Genomic DNA, 15,779 nt, shown 5'->3' with positions numbered 1-15,779 from the left:
AAGAATTGACTTTTGAAAAATTTGTTTTCACACTTATTTTATTATGAAAAATGTGTGTTTTTGCACGTTCATTTTGTTTGAGGAATGAAAAATGTTTATAGAAACAATAATCAAGAGAAAGCTTCAGGATGCTTTTCATCCGCAAAAGCTTGAAGTGATTAACGAAAGTTATCTTCATGAGGGGCATCCTCATAATGAACATGCTTTTGATGGTAAAGGAGAAACACATTTTCGAGTGAAAATTCTATCTTCTTCTTTTTCTAATATGACACGCGTAGAAATACATCGCGCGATTTATAAAGTTTTACAAGAAGAGTTAGCTACTTGTGTCCATGCTTTGGCACTTGAGGTTGAAACTCTTTAATTTTTTTAATGAGACGTTTTTTAGGAACGGGGATGGGCCTTTTGATAAATTTTTAACAAATGATCTGTGTCGACATGGGTATAGATTTGTGTGGTGGAAAGACTAGCGTGCCCAAGAAGTTCTTGAATCGTGCGCAAATCTCCCCCCCGTGATAAAAGATGGGTGGCAAAAGAATGGCGCAGTGTGTGAGGCGTTGCAGTTTCTGGTAAACCAAGGCTTGCTCGTAAGTTGCGTACAGTTTTCTGAATAATGGCGGGTTGTAGGGGACCGCCTCGTGCCCCGCGAAATATGGGTTGGTTATCCACTAAAGGATATGGGCAACATTTGAGATAATTTTGTACAGCTTCGTAAACAATTTTGATGAGAGGAACAAGGCGTGTTTTTCCGCCTTTTCCTGTTATAAATAAACTTGTTTTTTCAGGATCAGAAAATTGTTCTGGTGTGAGGCTTAAGGCTTCTGATATTCGCATCCCACAGCCATAGAGAAGCATGAGGACAGCGGCATTACGAGCGCTAATCCAAGGTTCATTTTCTAGCTGGTTTTCTTGTTTGACTATGTGAAGTGCTGATTTGATCGCTAAAGGTTTTGGGAGCGATTTTGGATGTTTGGGGCTTCGGATAAGTTGAGCCGCAGGAACATTGACGATTCCTTCACGTGATAGGTACTTGAAAAAAGAACGTATGCCTGCCACTCCGCGGCTTAAAGAGCGAGCACTTACATTGTTTGTACGCCGATAAGCAAGATAAGCACGCAAGTCACTGATGCGTAAATGAGCAAGATCTCTAAGGGTTGGTGTATGGCTTAAGTGTTGACAGAGAAAAGACAAAAATTGCCGCGTATCACGTTCATAGGCTTGCACTGTTTGTGCCGACATACGACGTGTTTGGACTAGACACTCTAACCAATTTTTCCTTGCGTTTAAAATCGCATGGTCAGCTGGAATGAGAGGAATATTTTCATCTTTTCTCTTGTCGTTTTTGATAGGCATTATCTAGTTGAGAGTTTCTTTCTTTTTAGATTTTTCATCGTTAGAATGACCATTCTTGTTTTGGAGTTGCTCTTCACGATTGATAAGTTGCTTTTCACCTTTGAGAGAGAGTATTTTTAAGAGATTGTGCGTTGACATCAAATGCGCAAAAATTAATCCTAAAAAGCCATTTTTATGAAGTTTGGCAAGTTGGCTTGCTGATAATTTATTCAATTTTTCTTCATCAACAACCCAAAAATGTTCCAATTGCGCTGAGAGTCCTTTATCGTTTTTCACATTGATGGATTTTTGGCTTAGAAGATCCATTTCCACAAGAGCATCAATAAACTCAGAGGTTTTCTCCATAGCGATTTTAAAACTTTCAAGAAAACGAATACGTTCTTCCATAAAAGGAGAAATAGAGCCGTCGGAATTAAAAAGTTCTGTTCCTGCAACTTCATTAAACATACCTGACTGTTGATCAAAGCAAACAGAAAGTTCTTTTTCATTGCTAATTTGTGCTAGAACAAAAGGATAGCGACGGACAAAAGCAGGGACATAAGTATTGGTTTTCCAACTTTTATCAGAAGCTATATAGTCATTTTCGTCATTAGAAAGACCAACAAGAGCTGCGGATGTGTAGTGCCGTTTTTTTTGTTCATCTTCGGCGCACATAAATAAAATAGGATAGTCTAGGGCTGCTTGAAAATATTCAGTACTTGCTAAAGGAACCCAGTGAGTATCCTTGGCAAAAGACATATCACTTGGAGGAGCAAATTTTAGATTTTTATGGGAAATTTTGTTGATTGGTGTGATATCTTTGTAAAATAGCATAATATTTGCCATAGGACGTTCTCCTTTATTAATTTGTTTTTGTTACCAAAAAAGGTCTTTTAGAAGATTGTCTCATATGGCAACAAGATTGAATAGAAAACTATAAGATTGAAGGGCTCATTTTTGAGAGATAGTATTTTTGCATGAAGTATAATAAAGAAAAGCTTAAAAATAAAGTCTATCTTGCTATTATTGGTATGCCTCATGGTATAAAAGGAGATGTTTTTGTTAAAATTCTAAGTGCTGAGCCACAGCGCTTCAAGTCCTACAGTACTCTTTATGATGATATGGGGCATTCTTATGAAATTGTAACTCTTCGCATACAAAAAAATAAGGCGATTGTACGTTTTAAAGGGGTAGAAAATCGTGTTATTGCTGAGTCTTTAAAAGGTATTCGCCTTTATGTGATGCGTGATCAATTAATTGATGATTTGAGGGAGGATGAGTTTTATCAAGTTGACTTAATAGGCTTGCGTGTTCAAGATTGTGGGGGAAAAGTCGTAGGGGAAGTGTGTGGTTTCTTTAATTTCGGGGCTGGTGATTTGCTTGAAATGCGTTTGAATACGGGTAAAAGAGTTCTTATTCCCTTTAGTAAGGCAGCGGTACCAGAAATTTATATGGATTCTGGTTTTCTTGTTGTTGATCCCATGGCAGCTGGTTTAAGTGATAGGGGAGACAATGATAAAAAGGAAATAGCTGGAATCTAAATAAAGATGAAGATAAAAAATAACCGATGAATTTCGTCAATAAAGGGTGGAAAGTGTGGAAATATTAAAAATGCACTTTTGAGCAGATGTTGTAAGCACTTTATCTTGAGATAATCCTGAATTTTTAGAGTCTTTGTTAGTGCAAGTATTTAGAAGGATCGTATTGAATATGGCGCAGATCAAGGAGATTCATATTAACGCTATAGCGTTAAATGGTTTGTCTGTGCTATTAAGAGTCTGTTTAAGAAAATAAGGATGAGAAATAAAATGAAGTTTCAGGCGCGCGTTTTAACCCTTTATCCTGAAATGTTTCCTGGTTTTTTAGGGTATTCTTTAGCAGGGCAAGCTTTAGAGCGCGGAATTTGGTCACTGGAGACGGTACAGATTAGGGATTTTGCTTTGGACAAACACCATAGCGTTGATGATACACCTGCTGGTGGGGGGGCTGGTATGGTAATGCGGGCGGATGTATTGGCGGCTGCTCTTGATTTTTGTCCACAGGATTCACCAAGATTGTTGATGAGTCCACGTGGGCGCCCTTTTGACCAAGCTTATGCGCATAGCTTGGCTCGTGATACGGGTGTAACGTTAGTTTGCGGACGTTTTGAAGGGGTTGATGAGCGAGTGATAGAAGCACGAGAATTAGAAGAAGTCTCTATTGGTGATTATATTCTTTCAGGGGGTGAAACAGCCGCATTGGTTATCTTAGATGCTATTATACGTCTTCTGCCTGGAGTGATGGGGAATGCAGCTTCTGTAAAGAGTGAAAGTTTTGAAAATGGCTTGCTGGAACATCCGCAATATACACGCCCTTCTCTTTTCGAAGGGCGGGGTATCCCGCCTGTGTTGCTCTCAGGTCATCACAAAGCGATTGCAGATTGGCGTCAAAGTCAAGCCGAATTGTTAACACGTCAACGTCGCCCTGATCTTTATGCGCGTTATGATAAAAGTCATCAGAAAACTTGATTCATATGATAAGGTGGTGTATTGCATGGCTCTCTTTTTAGAGAGTTTTTTATAAAAGGTTTTCTGTAGTTCCAAAATTAAAATGAAGGAATGGTGTATTCGCTCCTGTGTAAGGCATAGCCTAAAGAGCTCCTTATTCTTAATAAAGGCTTTTTGGGTAAGAGTTGAGCGCTCTGACTGTTCGATAAAGAACATGAAGGATAGAAGAAATGAATATTATCGCACAACTTGAAGCTGAACAATGTGCAAAAATTGAAGAAAAGCGCCAATTTCCAGCCTTTCAGCCAGGAGATACAGTCCGTGTCATGGTGCGTGTGACGGAAGGTACGCGGACGCGTGTTCAGGCTTACGAAGGTGTTTGTATTGCGCGTTCAGGCGGTGGGTTGAATGAGACCTTTACAGTACGCAAAATTTCTTATGGTGAAGGGGTGGAGCGGGTGTTTCCTGTTTATTCTCCGTTGATTGAAGGTGTTGAGCTGGTGCGCCGTGGTAAAGTGCGCCGTGCAAAACTCTATTATCTTCGTAGTTTGAGAGGTAAAGCTGCGCGTATCGCTGAAAAGAGAGATTATCGAAAAAAAGCTGAAAGGATTGTTGAGAAAGTAGAAGCAGCAGCTATAAGCACAGATGTTGACAAGCAAGTTGCTGAGTAAAGATTATATCGGCTAAACTTTATGCAAAAGCGGCTTTTATGCCGCTTTTTTGTGTCTTTAGTGATTCGTTTTGTCTTTTTAAAAGGCTTGAAGGGGACATAAAAATGTTTAACCTATCAATTTTTTCCTCTTTTTATTCTTAACAACGGGTGAATTTAGATATCATTGCATATATTGTGGATAATCAAAAAGATAAGTTTAATCTGAAAAAATGCCTATTTATATTTGAGAAAAGATGTTAGACCTTTGACGTGAAGATAAAATTGTATTAGTTTAAAGCGAGTTTTGCGGATTATATCCGTGGAGTAATCGGTTTTTTTATGCGTGACCTTTAATCCGTTATTTGAGACAACCGACCTGTAATATTGGTATCTTGAGATGCCAAACAAGTAAAAACGAGATAATATATTTAGTCGTTTTATGCGGACTTTCTCGTTCATTGCGGTTGCAGTAAAAACCAGGTCAGGATATTTTATGACAGAAATAACTAGGATAAAAGAGCGCCCTCGTTCCCCTCATATAAGTATTTATCGTTGGACGATTACTATGGCTATGTCCATTGCGCATCGCGTTACGGGTATGGCACTTTATGTTGGAATGGTCTTTCTTGCTGTTTGGTTAATTGCTATTGCGTGTGGGGAGGAGACATTCAGAACGGTTCACGAGATTTATAGTTCTTGGTTTGGATTGTTTATCTTGTTTCTTTATACTTTGGCAGGGGTTCATCACATGGTTGGTGGTATTCGCCACATTGTTTGGGATATGATGCCTTGCCTTTTGGCAAAAGAAAAGGCAACAGTTACTGCTTGGGCGACAGTGTTTATCTCTCTTATTGTTACTGTTGTAATTTGGATTATTGGATATAGCGTTGTTTAGCTGGGGGTGAAAAGAGATATGAAAAAAGACTTTCGAACGGAACTTGGAAAAGTACGGGGGCGTGGGAGTGCTCATGAAGGAACAGAGCATTTTTGGCTACAGCGTTTGACTGGGCTTATCAATCTGCCGCTTTTGATATTTTTTATTGTTCTTATTCTTTCGCTTGTAGGTAAGGATTATAGTATTGTGCGTGCACGGCTTGCACATCCTGTTGTGGCTATTTTGATGGGATTAATGACTTTTTCAGTCCTTTATCATATGAAGCTTGGTATGCAGGTGGTGATTGAAGATTATATTCCACGTGAAGGTTTCCGGATATTCTTTTTGACTTTAAATATTTCATTTTGTTTTCTCATAGGTGGTGTCATTATTTTTTCTCTTTTGAAAATTGCATTAGGGGGTTAAACAAGTATGGCGGGTACAGGATCATCTCTGGGTGCTAAAGCAGGTAACGCCCCTTATCGCACTGTAGATCATAAATTTGATGTTGTTGTTGTTGGGGCAGGTGGTGCAGGATTACGTGCAACACTTGGCATGGCGGAACAAGGATTAAAAACAGCTTGTATTACGAAGGTTTTTCCAACTCGCTCACACACGGTTGCAGCACAAGGGGGGATTGCTGCATCGCTTTCAAATATGGGACCTGACAATTGGCAGTGGCATTTATATGATACCGTGAAAGGTTCTGATTGGTTGGGTGATACCGATGCAATGGAGTATTTGGTGCGTAATGCTCCTGCTGCTGTCTACGAATTAGAACATTATGGTGTTCCTTTTTCGCGGACGCAAGAAGGCAAAATTTATCAACGTCCTTTTGGTGGACATACGACACAATTTGGTGAAGGTCCACCTGTTCAACGTACTTGTGCAGCAGCTGACCGTACAGGCCATGCCATTTTGCATACGCTTTATGGACAAAGCTTAAAGCATAATGCGCAATTTTTTATTGAATATTTTGCACTCGATCTTATCATGACGGATGGGGTTTGTACGGGGGTTGTGGCATGGAATCTCGATGATGGTACAATACATCGTTTTTCTGCCAAAATGGTTGTTCTTGCAACCGGTGGTTATGGACGGGCTTATTTTTCCGCGACATCAGCGCATACCTGTACGGGTGATGGTGGTGGAATGGTCGCACGTGCTGGATTGCCACTTCAGGATATGGAATTTGTGCAATTCCATCCTACAGGGATTTACGGTTCTGGCTGCTTAATTACAGAAGGAGCTCGTGGTGAAGGAGGCTATTTAATCAATTCTGAAGGTGAACGCTTTATGGAGCGCTATGCACCTTCCTTTAAGGATTTGGCTTCACGTGATTTGGTTTCGCGTTGTATCACACTTGAAATTCGTGAAGGACGTGGCGTTGGACCTAAGAAGGACCATATTCATTTGGTTCTCAATCATATTGATCCTGCAATCTTGCACGAACGTTTACCGGGAATTTCGGAATCAGCACGGATTTTTGCAGGTGTGGATGTAACAAAAGAGCCTATCCCCATCTTGCCAACGGTTCATTATAATATGGGTGGGATTCCTACCAATTACTATGGGGAAGTTCTCAATCCAACGGCTGATTCGCCTGATCGTATTCAACCAGGGCTTATGGCGGTAGGAGAAGCAGGATGTGCTTCTGTTCATGGGGCTAATCGCTTGGGGTCAAATTCATTAATTGATCTTGTGGTGTTTGGTCGTGCTGCTGCCATTCGTGCTGGTGAAGTTATTGATCGGAATGCAGAAATTCCACCCATCAATGAAGAAGCTGTTGATGAAATTATAGCGCGTTTTGATCGTTTACGTTTTGCGCAAGGGGCGATACCAACAGCTCTATTGCGTGAAAAAATGCAACGTACGATGCAAGAAGATGCGGCTGTATTTCGTACAGAAGATTCTTTGCAACAAGGATGTCAACGGATGAATAAAATCTGGGGGGAATTATCTGACCTCAAAGTCACAGATCGTTCTCTGATATGGAATTCTGATTTGGTTGAAACATTAGAGCTTGAAAATCTCATGGCGAATGCAATCATGACTGTTCATTCTGCGGAAGCCCGTTTAGAAAGCCGTGGCGCTCATGCTCGTGAAGATTATCCAGAGCGTGATGATAAAAATTGGCGTAAACATACGCTTTCACATTTGTCAAAAGAGGGTAAGGTGACATTATCATATCGACCCGTTCATGTGGAGCCGTTAACATCTGAAGCTGATGGTGGGATCGATTTAAAGCGCATTGCACCTAAAAAACGGGTTTATTAAGGGGAGACACGAATTATGGTACAAATTAAGCTTCCCAAAAACTCTCAAGTCAAACCGGGGAAGGTTTGGCCTAAACCTGAAGGTGCGACAAAGCTGACAGAATTTCATGTTTACCGTTGGTCGCCTGATGATGAGAATAATCCTCGTCTGGATACTTATTATGTAGATCGTTCTGCTTGTGGTCCAATGATTCTTGATGGACTTTTGTTTATTAAAAACCATATTGATCCAACTTTGACACTTCGTCGATCTTGCCGTGAAGGTATCTGTGGTTCATGTGCGATGAATATTGATGGAACCAATACATTAGCTTGTACCAAAGGGATGGATGATGTAAAACACCCCATTAAAGTCTATCCTTTGCCTTCCATGCCGGTTGTTAAAGATTTGGTTCCTGACTTGAAGCGCTTTTATGCGCAACACCGAGTCATTGAGCCTTGGTTGCAAACAGTTTCTTCTGAACCTGCAAAAGAATGGTTACAAAGTTACTCTGATCGACAAAAAATCGATGGCCTTTATGAGTGTATTTTGTGTGCGTGTTGTCAGACTTCATGTCCAAGTTATTGGTGGAACGGTGATCGTTATTTGGGCCCCGCTGTTTTGCTTCAAGCTTATCGCTGGATTGCGGATTCACGTGATGAGATGTGTGGTGAACGTCTTGATAATTTAGAAGATCCTTTCCGCCTTTATCGTTGCCATACGATTATGAATTGTGCGCAAACTTGTCCAAAGGGATTAAATCCAGCGAAAGCGATTGCTGAAATTAAAAAACTCATGGTTGAACGCCGCCTTTGAAAATTTACTGATTGATGAAAATAAAGCGCAAGGTAGAAAATTATATCTCCTTTTAGCAATTAAATTTTTAAAAGAAGATCGGCTGCTTATGAGGGTGCAGTAGCTATAATCATTCTAAAAGCAAAGTGATTCCTAAAAATTAAGCAATCTTTGCAATGGCTGAGCAGGGAACGCATAGTTGAATATTACTTTGAAAATTGACTGATTAACGAACAGTAAAAAGAAAAACAGAAAATTGTGCCTGTTTTTTGCGTCTCTTGAGGTTTAATCTCTAAAAATTTATTGGCTTTTATGAGGCGGTTACCATAGTTATTATGGCCTTTAAAAAGGCATTAGTTGTTCGGGTAAATTATATTTAAATAGTGTTCTATGTAAAAACAATAAAATCAATATGCAATGTGTTTTTATTTTTTATTAAATTCGTATCAGAATTTGAACTTTAATGCTGATACAAATATTATTACGCATGTAATTATTCAAATGAAATACAAAGGAGTGATCATTATGACAGTTTGTCATTTTACACTACATTTATTATAATATTGAAAACATTGCGAATATTCAGGAATTAGGAATTTTTGATAACATCATTTATATATTTAAAGGTCATATTTTTTATTTTAAAGATTGGATTGTTAATCGTATTAAAAAACAAAATTTATAGTTCTCAAAAAATGGAGAACGTAAAATCCCTATTTATTGTAGGGATAGCTCATACAGTTAATGGGGAAGTAATTTAAAACTATTGTAACGTCATAGATTTAAATTCATTAAAGAGCAGATAAGATGTTTGAAAAAATAGCAAATTTATAGTTTTTTTAAAATTTAGAAAACGGTAGTAAGAATTCTAAGAACAGGTGTTGCGAATGTCGAATAAGCGATGTTTATAGGTTCGTTTGAGTTGAATGAATTCAATCATCAAAGAAAACATGTTGTATTTTGATGAGTTTCGTAGGTTTTGATTTTATATGTTTTTATCTATAAAAAATAGAGATTTCTAGGTTTAGGCCTTAATTTATTATATTAGGGTGTTTCATTTTTTCTTGTATGTATGCTTAAGAAAGTTGCTTAAGCAGTAAAAGTGTTTTTTATTTTATTTTTCAGCATAAAAGATATTTCTTAACATGAAAGAGAGGTTTCCAAGTATTAACGGTATAATCAGTCATTGTTTTGGTATTTATTCTGTTGTGCCGTAAAACACTATCGTATTTAAGATGTGGTAATTAAAGTGGTTAGAAGGTGAAAGCTGCTAGGCGAGAAGGCGTATTATTTGCAGGTTAGTTGCGTGTTAAGAAGCTTCGTCCTTTGAGGTGGTAGGTGGAGTCTGTTAGCCAATTACGTAAACTAGAGCAAAATCTACGTGGACAGGTTTTTAACCTAATCTCTCTTATATATTGTGATAGGAAATTCACATTAATAAAAATCACAACCGGTTGCAGAAAAAAGAAATCATTGCGAAAAAACAAGCGTGCTTGTTTTAAAGTTTTTAATGCTTCTGATTATAAGGGCACGCGAAAATCTTCTGTAGTATCACGCAGACCTTTCATATTCTCGAGCCAAGAATTGTCCATATATCCCCTTCAATCTGATCTTCACGAATTGATGCAAGAGATGGGTACGAGCACCTGTAAGAATAAGCAGACGCAAAGTCAGTTGTATTATTATTGTTGCTTTGCAGAGTGTTTGATAAAAATCTAGAACATTTCTCCAATTTATTGTCGGTTTATTAGTGATTTTATGACGTTGTTTCTCTAAAAGAGCTTTTGCTGTTGCAGCTTTTATCTATCAGATGGGAGCTAAGAGTATTACTTATCATCTCTGTTGGCGTAATCTCCGAAACCGGTATACAGCCTCCTAATTTTTTGGGAGTATGAAGCTGTAAAGGTGCAAACCAGTTTGCATTTTGGTCGTCATTTTTAGTTCAGTTTTATGACTTTCAAAAGCGTCTAGAGTAATGCCTTTTAAATAATAGAGATTACGCATTGCTTCACGCTTTTGTTTCTCTCGTTCTTTAAAAAGATCACAACCCTTATGCAAAACAGAACGCCCCAAAGCAAATACATTTGGCTTGTCAATTTACGCGCTTGTTTTAAAGAACCCTCTCTTTAAAGTTCCCAAGCTCATTTCGCGACAGGGCTTGTGGAGGGTATAAGGGTAAAGTCCCGATGAACAATATAAAATTTGTAGAGCATTTCTATCTTTACACTTCATAAAAGAGCAAGCTGGGCGCCATTATACACTTTGCCAACTCCCAATGTTGCGACAGTTTTTGGCATTTGGGACGGTTTATAAGAGGCATTTTTAGTGCTTTTTTATACAGTTTCATTCTACACGGTTTTATTTATTTGGAATGTGTAAGAGACATGTAATGAGAGAATCCTATGCTACTAAGATCTTTTATTCAACATGCAGAATAATGAATACTCTTTATAAATCAATGTGATGTATCTTAAGAAGAGGGATTTTAAATCTGTGCTTTTAGGAATTTTCGTTTTTTGAGGTGCAGAGAAGAGAGCAGGAATATTCAGAGTAGAGCTTACCTTGTGTAATCTATGGATATCGTCTTTAGGATGGGGATATAAGCCACGTAATATGGTTAGCAAAGCTTGCTTAAGAGAAATTTGGTTGTTTACGAACAGCCGGAGGTTAAGTCTTCGTCCGAAGAAGACGTTGATATGCCACTATACTTTTTATTACCAAATAGAAAGTGGTTTATAGATGCTAAATCGAAATGATAGTTTATTTCGTATGAGGTTTTCCGTATCTGGAGATTGTTTGGTTAAAAAACACATTTATTAATCACTTGAAAATAGCACTTAGAATTTTTAAACGATAAGTTTTGGTCTTGATGACGATAATTGTTTGTGATGATCGAAAGTATCTATTTTACAAAGCTTTCATTGATAGGCGATTCAAAATTTATTCTTTTCTTTTGTTGAAATATTTATTTTATAGCTATTTTTTTGCATCAAACATACTTTTATCAAAAGATAAATGGAAACAATGATCAAAGGTAAGAAAATAGAGAGAGCCTTATGTATAATTTGGTTTTCTCGTAAAGTTGTTGTCTATTAACTTTTTTCTTCTTTTATTCATGAAGAGTGTAGAAAATGCATTGGAGAAGTAAAGAGAATAGGAAAAGTTAAAAAATAGCCGTAACTAATTGTTACGGCTATTTTTTGTTTGTATCATATTACCGAGAGAGGAAGTTCCCCTTAAGCGATTTTTGATTTGGCAAAAATCGGGTCGTAAAAGACTTCAGAGAGTTTTCTATCTTTAAAGAACAACACTACGTCAACTGTTGTATAGAGAACGATTTTTATCATTTCTAACTCGAGTTGCCGGCCAATTTCTGATCTTTTAATCAAAGTGGCACATCGTTCAAATGTCTGCAAAGCGCTGTTGGCATGCGTTGTTGTAATCGATCCGGGATGACCAGTGTTGAGTGAATTGAGATATTCCCATGCTTCATTACCTCGCAATTCAGCGAGAAAAATTCGGTCGGGCGACTGACGCATACACGCATCTAGGCATTCTTCAGCTGAAACACGGCCTACATTGTTACCATAAATCATATGTACATGATTGGGATGATTGGGTAGAAAAAGCTCATGAACATCTTCAATTGTGATGATACGCTCCTCTACAGGGACCTTTTCAATTAAAGAGCGAGCAAATGTTGTTTTACCAGATCCTGTCTTGCCTGCAATAATAATGTTGCGTTTGTGAAAGACACATTCTTGTAAAAATTCAAGAATTTTCCCATCACGTTTATGTTGCAAAAGTTGAACTTCAAATGGCTCCAACCGTGTGAAGTCCTGCTTCGATAACAAGTTATTTGCTTCTTTTTCCGAAGGTTTGTTAAAACTTACGTCGGAGAAATCATCAAATGCACCTTCTTCTTTGAGTTCTTCTAACGTCTTAACTATAAGAGAATGTTTACGAATTACAAAAGAAAGAGCACCATCAACGACAGCTGGTGTTTGTATAATTGTACCACGTTGTCCACCAGGCAATAGCACATAATTAATACTTTTGGGAGCCATACCGTTATAGACGATAATAGCTGTAATGAGCGTTTGCAAAAAAGTGGTTGTTAACTCTGGTACGTTATGTACTTGCCAACCCTTAAAGCTTTTCGTCCATACTTCGCAGGGGCGGCAAATCGATAATTCAGTGATCGAGGGATCTTCTAAGAAACAATCAAGCGGTTGTAGAAGCTGAAAAACTGCTTGATCTTTCTGTATCGGGTTAACGTGTGACAAGACTGTAGACATCGCTGAAATCCAGATCACGAGCAACAAAAATATTTACTCGTTCGCCTTGGTTTTTGTAAAGTGTTGGTGTGATATTGATGGAATTTTGAAGAACATCGATTGCTATAGATTCAGCATTCTGAGCACCGTTATTTTGTGAGTTCTCTTTATTTTCTTTGCTGATTTTACTAACTTTTCCTTTTACCCATTCTCCTAAATCACCGATAATGCTTACCATAATTGCACTACCAAATCTCTCCCAAAAGTGTCTGTCAACCCAGCCACCAATACCCGCTTCACCCAAAGGACCTGTGCCAGGTGAGTCAAGATTGACAACAACACCAGAAGGCGTTTCGATGCGTAACCATTGCACAAACACGCGCGTTTGTCCTTGTTGTATGCCACTTTGGTAAAAACCAACGACTTTAGAACCACGGTCAAGCAAAACAACACGACCACTTGTGGAATAAATATCGCGTGTTAAATGACACGTCGTCATTCCGGGTTGTGATGTAATGATCTTTGTTTCTAACGTGCAATCTATTTGCGTTCCTTGCGTAATCAAAAAGTCACGGTTACGAAGTTGCACCGCATGTGATTGACCTAAACGCACAGGCTGAAGGTTATCAAATAATACGCCACTACCTCTATCATTATTCGATGCTTTATTATTTGTATCTGTAGATCCTTCGCTACCACCGCTGTTAAGGCTAGAACTGAGCATACGTTTGCGTGCTAATTCTTCAGAATCTTGGAGCATATGTGGAGGAATGGCTGTTTGAAGAAGCTTACTCAAGGCCGGTGGAATATCCAAGTTTGAATCTTCTATTTGTGTTGATTTTTCTGCTTCTTCTACAATCTTTGGCTCTTCTATAATCCGAGGGACATAGTTTGGTATAATTTGCTGTACTATTTGTTGTGGTTTTTCTTCCTCAACTTCCACGGTATTACGCATTTTAAAAGCTTTCCAAGTCAAGGCAATCGGTATCGTTACTATAACAATAAGTCCTACCACTAACAATGCACGGGTACCTGGAATTGTCGGACGACGTTCAGAACCTAGTTCCGACCCTCCATAAGTACCTTCAATATGTTTTTGCTCGACGTTGTCCAGTTTTGTACCTTTTCCCTCTCCTTCCTTATTGTCAAACATCATTTTCCTCCTTTATTGATACGATAAACCACCGAAGATACTGTCCCTGTTGTGTTTGGTACGCCATTGGGGTCATAGGCTTCATTAAAAACAGCTAGAGCGCGTTTACCAAGCCGTATGAGCCATTTAGGATTGACTTTATGGACGGCGATAATATCATTAGAACTGCCGATAACGGTGCGTGGTATTAAGCTTTCATTGCCTTCAGCATCTACGACATAAATCGATGGCATATCCATGTTAGCGGGAAATTTGAAGTAAGTAATACGCCCATTGTCCCAAGCATTTATCGGAGCAATGTCTTGGTGACCGCTCATGGTATAACTGAGATTATAGCCTTTGACACTTTGGTGAAAACCACGTTCAATCGCAAGGCGTCGGCTATTTTCTTCTGACTTTTCATCATTTGAATCGGGATAATGGAAAGCTAATTCATATGTTGATCCCGCACGGTCATTTCGAAATTGTAGTCGGAATTTGTAACTCCGTTTGTCAGTTACAACGATGAGATTGGTATTGGCAAGTTCTGCTTTTGGTTTAATAAAAATATGCCGCCCTTTATGAGCAAAGGCATAGGCTTCTGAATCGCCAAAGGCATGAGTGATATACTGTTCACCTTCTTCAAGAATAATATGTGTTGCTACACCAAGAACTGTTTCAATTTGAACCACATCGGCTTCGTTATATGTTATATAGCGAATGCGGTGATCATATTGTGAATTTGATGGACTTTTTAGCGCCTGCACAGGTACCGTATAAAGAGAAGAAAACGAAGACAATAGAACAACGAACGCAAGTTTTTTCATAACAATCAATTCCTTAATCATTTAACAGTATTTCTGGGTCAGAACGGTAACTTGTTATTTGAAAACCAAGGGGGTTAAGCAATCGATCAGATGATTTCATGGGTGCACCGACATAGGTGTAACCAATTGTTGCAATCTGGTGCTGTTTTGGTCCGGTAGCAGCACCGCTGCTGTCAAGTTGCTGAGTCGTAAAACGTACAGTTGCTTGACCGAGTCCATTAAGCTGGATTGATCGTACTTTAACTGTGATACGTGCTTTATTGGAAAGCACTTTGTCCCGTGCATTTTCTCCATCATAGATTTTATAATATTCTTGTTGAACAGATGCCGCACTTAAAAGTGCTGTTGTGTCATAGTTCAGTTGAATGGTATCGTAGTCGTAAGTTTCCCGGTTAAGCACATATTGGTTTAGCCAATATCTATCTACAACTTCACCATAGCTTTCTTCGTGTTCACGCATGATTGATATAACATCAACTGCACCCGTCGTATTATCAACGCGCAATACTAGGGGAGTTGGAGCTGGTTGAGAAAATCCAACAACTCCACATATCATACCGAATAAGCCAAAAAGACCAACAGTACTCGCTACACGCCATGCCGTTCTGCGCGACCTTATAAATTCATTGATAAGATCACGTTCTAAGCCACGGCTTTCTTCATAATAACTGCTAAGTTGTTCGGCTTTCACTGGTTTTGCTTGTTTTGTTTTCATCTGTCTCCTCGCTTGATTTCGGCAGGGATTGTTTTATTAATAGGCACACGGTTCCTATCATTGGGCTGTTTTAGCTTTGGTGCTAATGCACAAGCTGACAAAATATTTGCAATCAAAATTATAAGAATGATCGACTTCATTTTAATATGACTCTTTTTCATTGTTATATACATCATGATATTTATTATCATTATTATAACTTTGACACTAAAGTAAAGTGTATAGTTTACGATAATTGATCTTTTCTTAATTTCATTTTTTAATTTATGAAAATAACTCAATTTCAGTGCGAATACTTTTTACTTTTGGATTGGATATCCTCGTTATTTTGTCCTATGGATATTAGGGGGGGCTGTTACGGGAACCATTGTTTTTTATCTCCTCTAGTTTCTATGTCTCCATAGATGTCCAAATGTAATTCCTTTTGCGAGAG

15 protein-coding genes are annotated in these 15,779 nt (G+C 38.4%); 8 read left to right on the top strand and 7 right to left on the bottom strand.

Translation table 11 applies throughout. The features are described 5' to 3' along the window. Positions 1 to 91: 91 nt before the first annotated feature. On the top strand, positions 92 to 364 hold the full coding sequence (locus ACFINF_RS00075; RefSeq protein ID WP_375619122.1) for a BolA family protein: 273 nt from the start codon (positions 92 to 94) through the stop codon (positions 362 to 364). 20 nt (positions 365 to 384) lie between these two features. On the opposite strand, the gene ACFINF_RS00070 is transcribed toward ACFINF_RS00075, so the two are convergent. Continuing rightward, positions 385 to 1,353, bottom strand: coding sequence for a tyrosine recombinase XerC (locus ACFINF_RS00070; RefSeq protein ID WP_375619121.1), 969 nt, complete (start codon positions 1,351 to 1,353; stop codon positions 385 to 387). A gap of 3 nt (positions 1,354 to 1,356) precedes the next feature. Next, entirely contained in the window at positions 1,357 to 2,178 is an 822-nt protein-coding gene (locus ACFINF_RS00065) for a SapC family protein (protein WP_375619120.1), read from the bottom strand. Between the two features lie 131 nt (positions 2,179 to 2,309). On the opposite strand from ACFINF_RS00065, the gene rimM reads away from it, so the two are divergent. From rimM to ACFINF_RS00030, 7 genes are all read left to right on the top strand, one after another. Continuing rightward, positions 2,310 to 2,873 carry a ribosome maturation factor RimM gene (gene rimM / locus ACFINF_RS00060; RefSeq protein ID WP_375619119.1) on the top strand — a complete coding sequence of 188 codons (564 nt, stop codon included), beginning with the start codon at positions 2,310 to 2,312 and terminating at the stop codon, positions 2,871 to 2,873. Positions 2,874 to 3,140: 267 nt separating this feature from the next. Next, positions 3,141 to 3,839 (top strand): tRNA (guanosine(37)-N1)-methyltransferase TrmD, encoded by a 699-nt coding sequence (gene trmD, locus ACFINF_RS00055; RefSeq protein WP_375619296.1) that lies wholly within the window; start codon positions 3,141 to 3,143, stop codon positions 3,837 to 3,839. Between the two features lie 209 nt (positions 3,840 to 4,048). After that, entirely contained in the window at positions 4,049 to 4,489 is a 441-nt protein-coding gene (rplS, locus tag ACFINF_RS00050) for a 50S ribosomal protein L19 (RefSeq protein WP_375619118.1), read from the top strand. A gap of 474 nt (positions 4,490 to 4,963) precedes the next feature. Then, positions 4,964 to 5,365 carry a succinate dehydrogenase, cytochrome b556 subunit gene (sdhC, locus tag ACFINF_RS00045; RefSeq protein ID WP_375619117.1) on the top strand — a complete coding sequence of 134 codons (402 nt, stop codon included), beginning with the start codon at positions 4,964 to 4,966 and terminating at the stop codon, positions 5,363 to 5,365. Between the two features lie 18 nt (positions 5,366 to 5,383). Next, complete coding sequence (gene sdhD / locus ACFINF_RS00040; RefSeq protein WP_375619116.1) at positions 5,384 to 5,770, top strand: succinate dehydrogenase, hydrophobic membrane anchor protein; 387 nt, start codon at positions 5,384 to 5,386, stop codon at positions 5,768 to 5,770. 6 nt (positions 5,771 to 5,776) lie between these two features. Continuing rightward, entirely contained in the window at positions 5,777 to 7,621 is a 1,845-nt protein-coding gene (gene sdhA / locus ACFINF_RS00035; protein WP_375619115.1) for a succinate dehydrogenase flavoprotein subunit, read from the top strand. Between the two features lie 15 nt (positions 7,622 to 7,636). Further along, a complete protein-coding gene (locus ACFINF_RS00030; RefSeq protein WP_375619114.1) occupies positions 7,637 to 8,416 on the top strand; it encodes a succinate dehydrogenase iron-sulfur subunit in 780 nt (259 codons plus the stop codon). Between the two features lie 3,215 nt (positions 8,417 to 11,631). Here ACFINF_RS00030 and virB11 read toward each other — a convergent pair. From virB11 to ACFINF_RS00005, 5 genes are read right to left on the bottom strand one after another with little or no spacing between them, the layout of a single operon-like run. Next, positions 11,632 to 12,693 (bottom strand): P-type DNA transfer ATPase VirB11, encoded by a 1,062-nt coding sequence (virB11, locus tag ACFINF_RS00025; RefSeq protein ID WP_375619113.1) that lies wholly within the window; start codon positions 12,691 to 12,693, stop codon positions 11,632 to 11,634. Continuing rightward, the gene (virB10, locus tag ACFINF_RS00020; protein WP_375619295.1) at positions 12,668 to 13,825 is read right to left on the bottom strand and encodes a type IV secretion system protein VirB10; all 1,158 of its coding nucleotides are present in this window, start codon (positions 13,823 to 13,825) and stop codon (positions 12,668 to 12,670) included. Before virB10 ends, virB11 begins: the two co-directional genes overlap by 26 nt. Then, positions 13,825 to 14,631 carry a P-type conjugative transfer protein VirB9 gene (gene virB9, locus ACFINF_RS00015; protein WP_375619112.1) on the bottom strand — a complete coding sequence of 269 codons (807 nt, stop codon included), beginning with the start codon at positions 14,629 to 14,631 and terminating at the stop codon, positions 13,825 to 13,827. Before virB9 ends, virB10 begins: the two co-directional genes overlap by 1 nt. Before the next feature lie 13 nt (positions 14,632 to 14,644). Then, a complete protein-coding gene (locus tag ACFINF_RS00010) occupies positions 14,645 to 15,346 on the bottom strand; it encodes a virB8 family protein (RefSeq protein WP_375619111.1) in 702 nt (233 codons plus the stop codon). Continuing rightward, a complete protein-coding gene (locus ACFINF_RS00005; RefSeq protein WP_375619110.1) occupies positions 15,343 to 15,486 on the bottom strand; it encodes a TrwH protein in 144 nt (47 codons plus the stop codon). Before ACFINF_RS00005 ends, ACFINF_RS00010 begins: the two co-directional genes overlap by 4 nt. Positions 15,487 to 15,779: the final 293 nt, after the last annotated feature.

It is taken from the genome of Bartonella sp. TS25HLJMH (assembly GCF_042193505.1).
In the GTDB taxonomy this organism is placed as follows: Bacteria; Pseudomonadota; Alphaproteobacteria; order Rhizobiales; family Rhizobiaceae; genus Bartonella; species Bartonella grahamii.
The sequence above is the reverse complement of the archived record's forward strand: the minus strand, read 5'-3'. Positions and strand labels throughout refer to the sequence as shown.

Excerpts from the sequence above, each read along its gene's own strand:
- ACFINF_RS00075 (WP_375619122.1), top strand. The coding sequence starts at position 92 with ATGTTTATAGAAACAATAATCAAGAGAAAGCTTCAGGATGCTTTTCAT.
- ACFINF_RS00070 (WP_375619121.1), bottom strand. The coding sequence starts at position 1,353 with ATGCCTATCAAAAACGACAAGAGAAAAGATGAAAATATTCCTCTCATT.
- ACFINF_RS00065 (WP_375619120.1), bottom strand. The coding sequence starts at position 2,178 with ATGGCAAATATTATGCTATTTTACAAAGATATCACACCAATCAACAAA.
- rimM (WP_375619119.1), top strand. The coding sequence starts at position 2,310 with ATGAAGTATAATAAAGAAAAGCTTAAAAATAAAGTCTATCTTGCTATT.
- trmD (WP_375619296.1), top strand. The coding sequence starts at position 3,141 with ATGAAGTTTCAGGCGCGCGTTTTAACCCTTTATCCTGAAATGTTTCCT.
- rplS (WP_375619118.1), top strand. The coding sequence starts at position 4,049 with ATGAATATTATCGCACAACTTGAAGCTGAACAATGTGCAAAAATTGAA.
- sdhC (WP_375619117.1), top strand. The coding sequence starts at position 4,964 with ATGACAGAAATAACTAGGATAAAAGAGCGCCCTCGTTCCCCTCATATA.
- sdhD (WP_375619116.1), top strand. The coding sequence starts at position 5,384 with ATGAAAAAAGACTTTCGAACGGAACTTGGAAAAGTACGGGGGCGTGGG.
- sdhA (WP_375619115.1), top strand. The coding sequence starts at position 5,777 with ATGGCGGGTACAGGATCATCTCTGGGTGCTAAAGCAGGTAACGCCCCT.
- ACFINF_RS00030 (WP_375619114.1), top strand. The coding sequence starts at position 7,637 with ATGGTACAAATTAAGCTTCCCAAAAACTCTCAAGTCAAACCGGGGAAG.
- virB11 (WP_375619113.1), bottom strand. The coding sequence starts at position 12,693 with ATGTCTACAGTCTTGTCACACGTTAACCCGATACAGAAAGATCAAGCA.
- virB10 (WP_375619295.1), bottom strand. The coding sequence starts at position 13,825 with ATGTTTGACAATAAGGAAGGAGAGGGAAAAGGTACAAAACTGGACAAC.
- virB9 (WP_375619112.1), bottom strand. The coding sequence starts at position 14,631 with ATGAAAAAACTTGCGTTCGTTGTTCTATTGTCTTCGTTTTCTTCTCTT.
- ACFINF_RS00010 (WP_375619111.1), bottom strand. The coding sequence starts at position 15,346 with ATGAAAACAAAACAAGCAAAACCAGTGAAAGCCGAACAACTTAGCAGT.
- ACFINF_RS00005 (WP_375619110.1), bottom strand. The coding sequence starts at position 15,486 with ATGAAGTCGATCATTCTTATAATTTTGATTGCAAATATTTTGTCAGCT.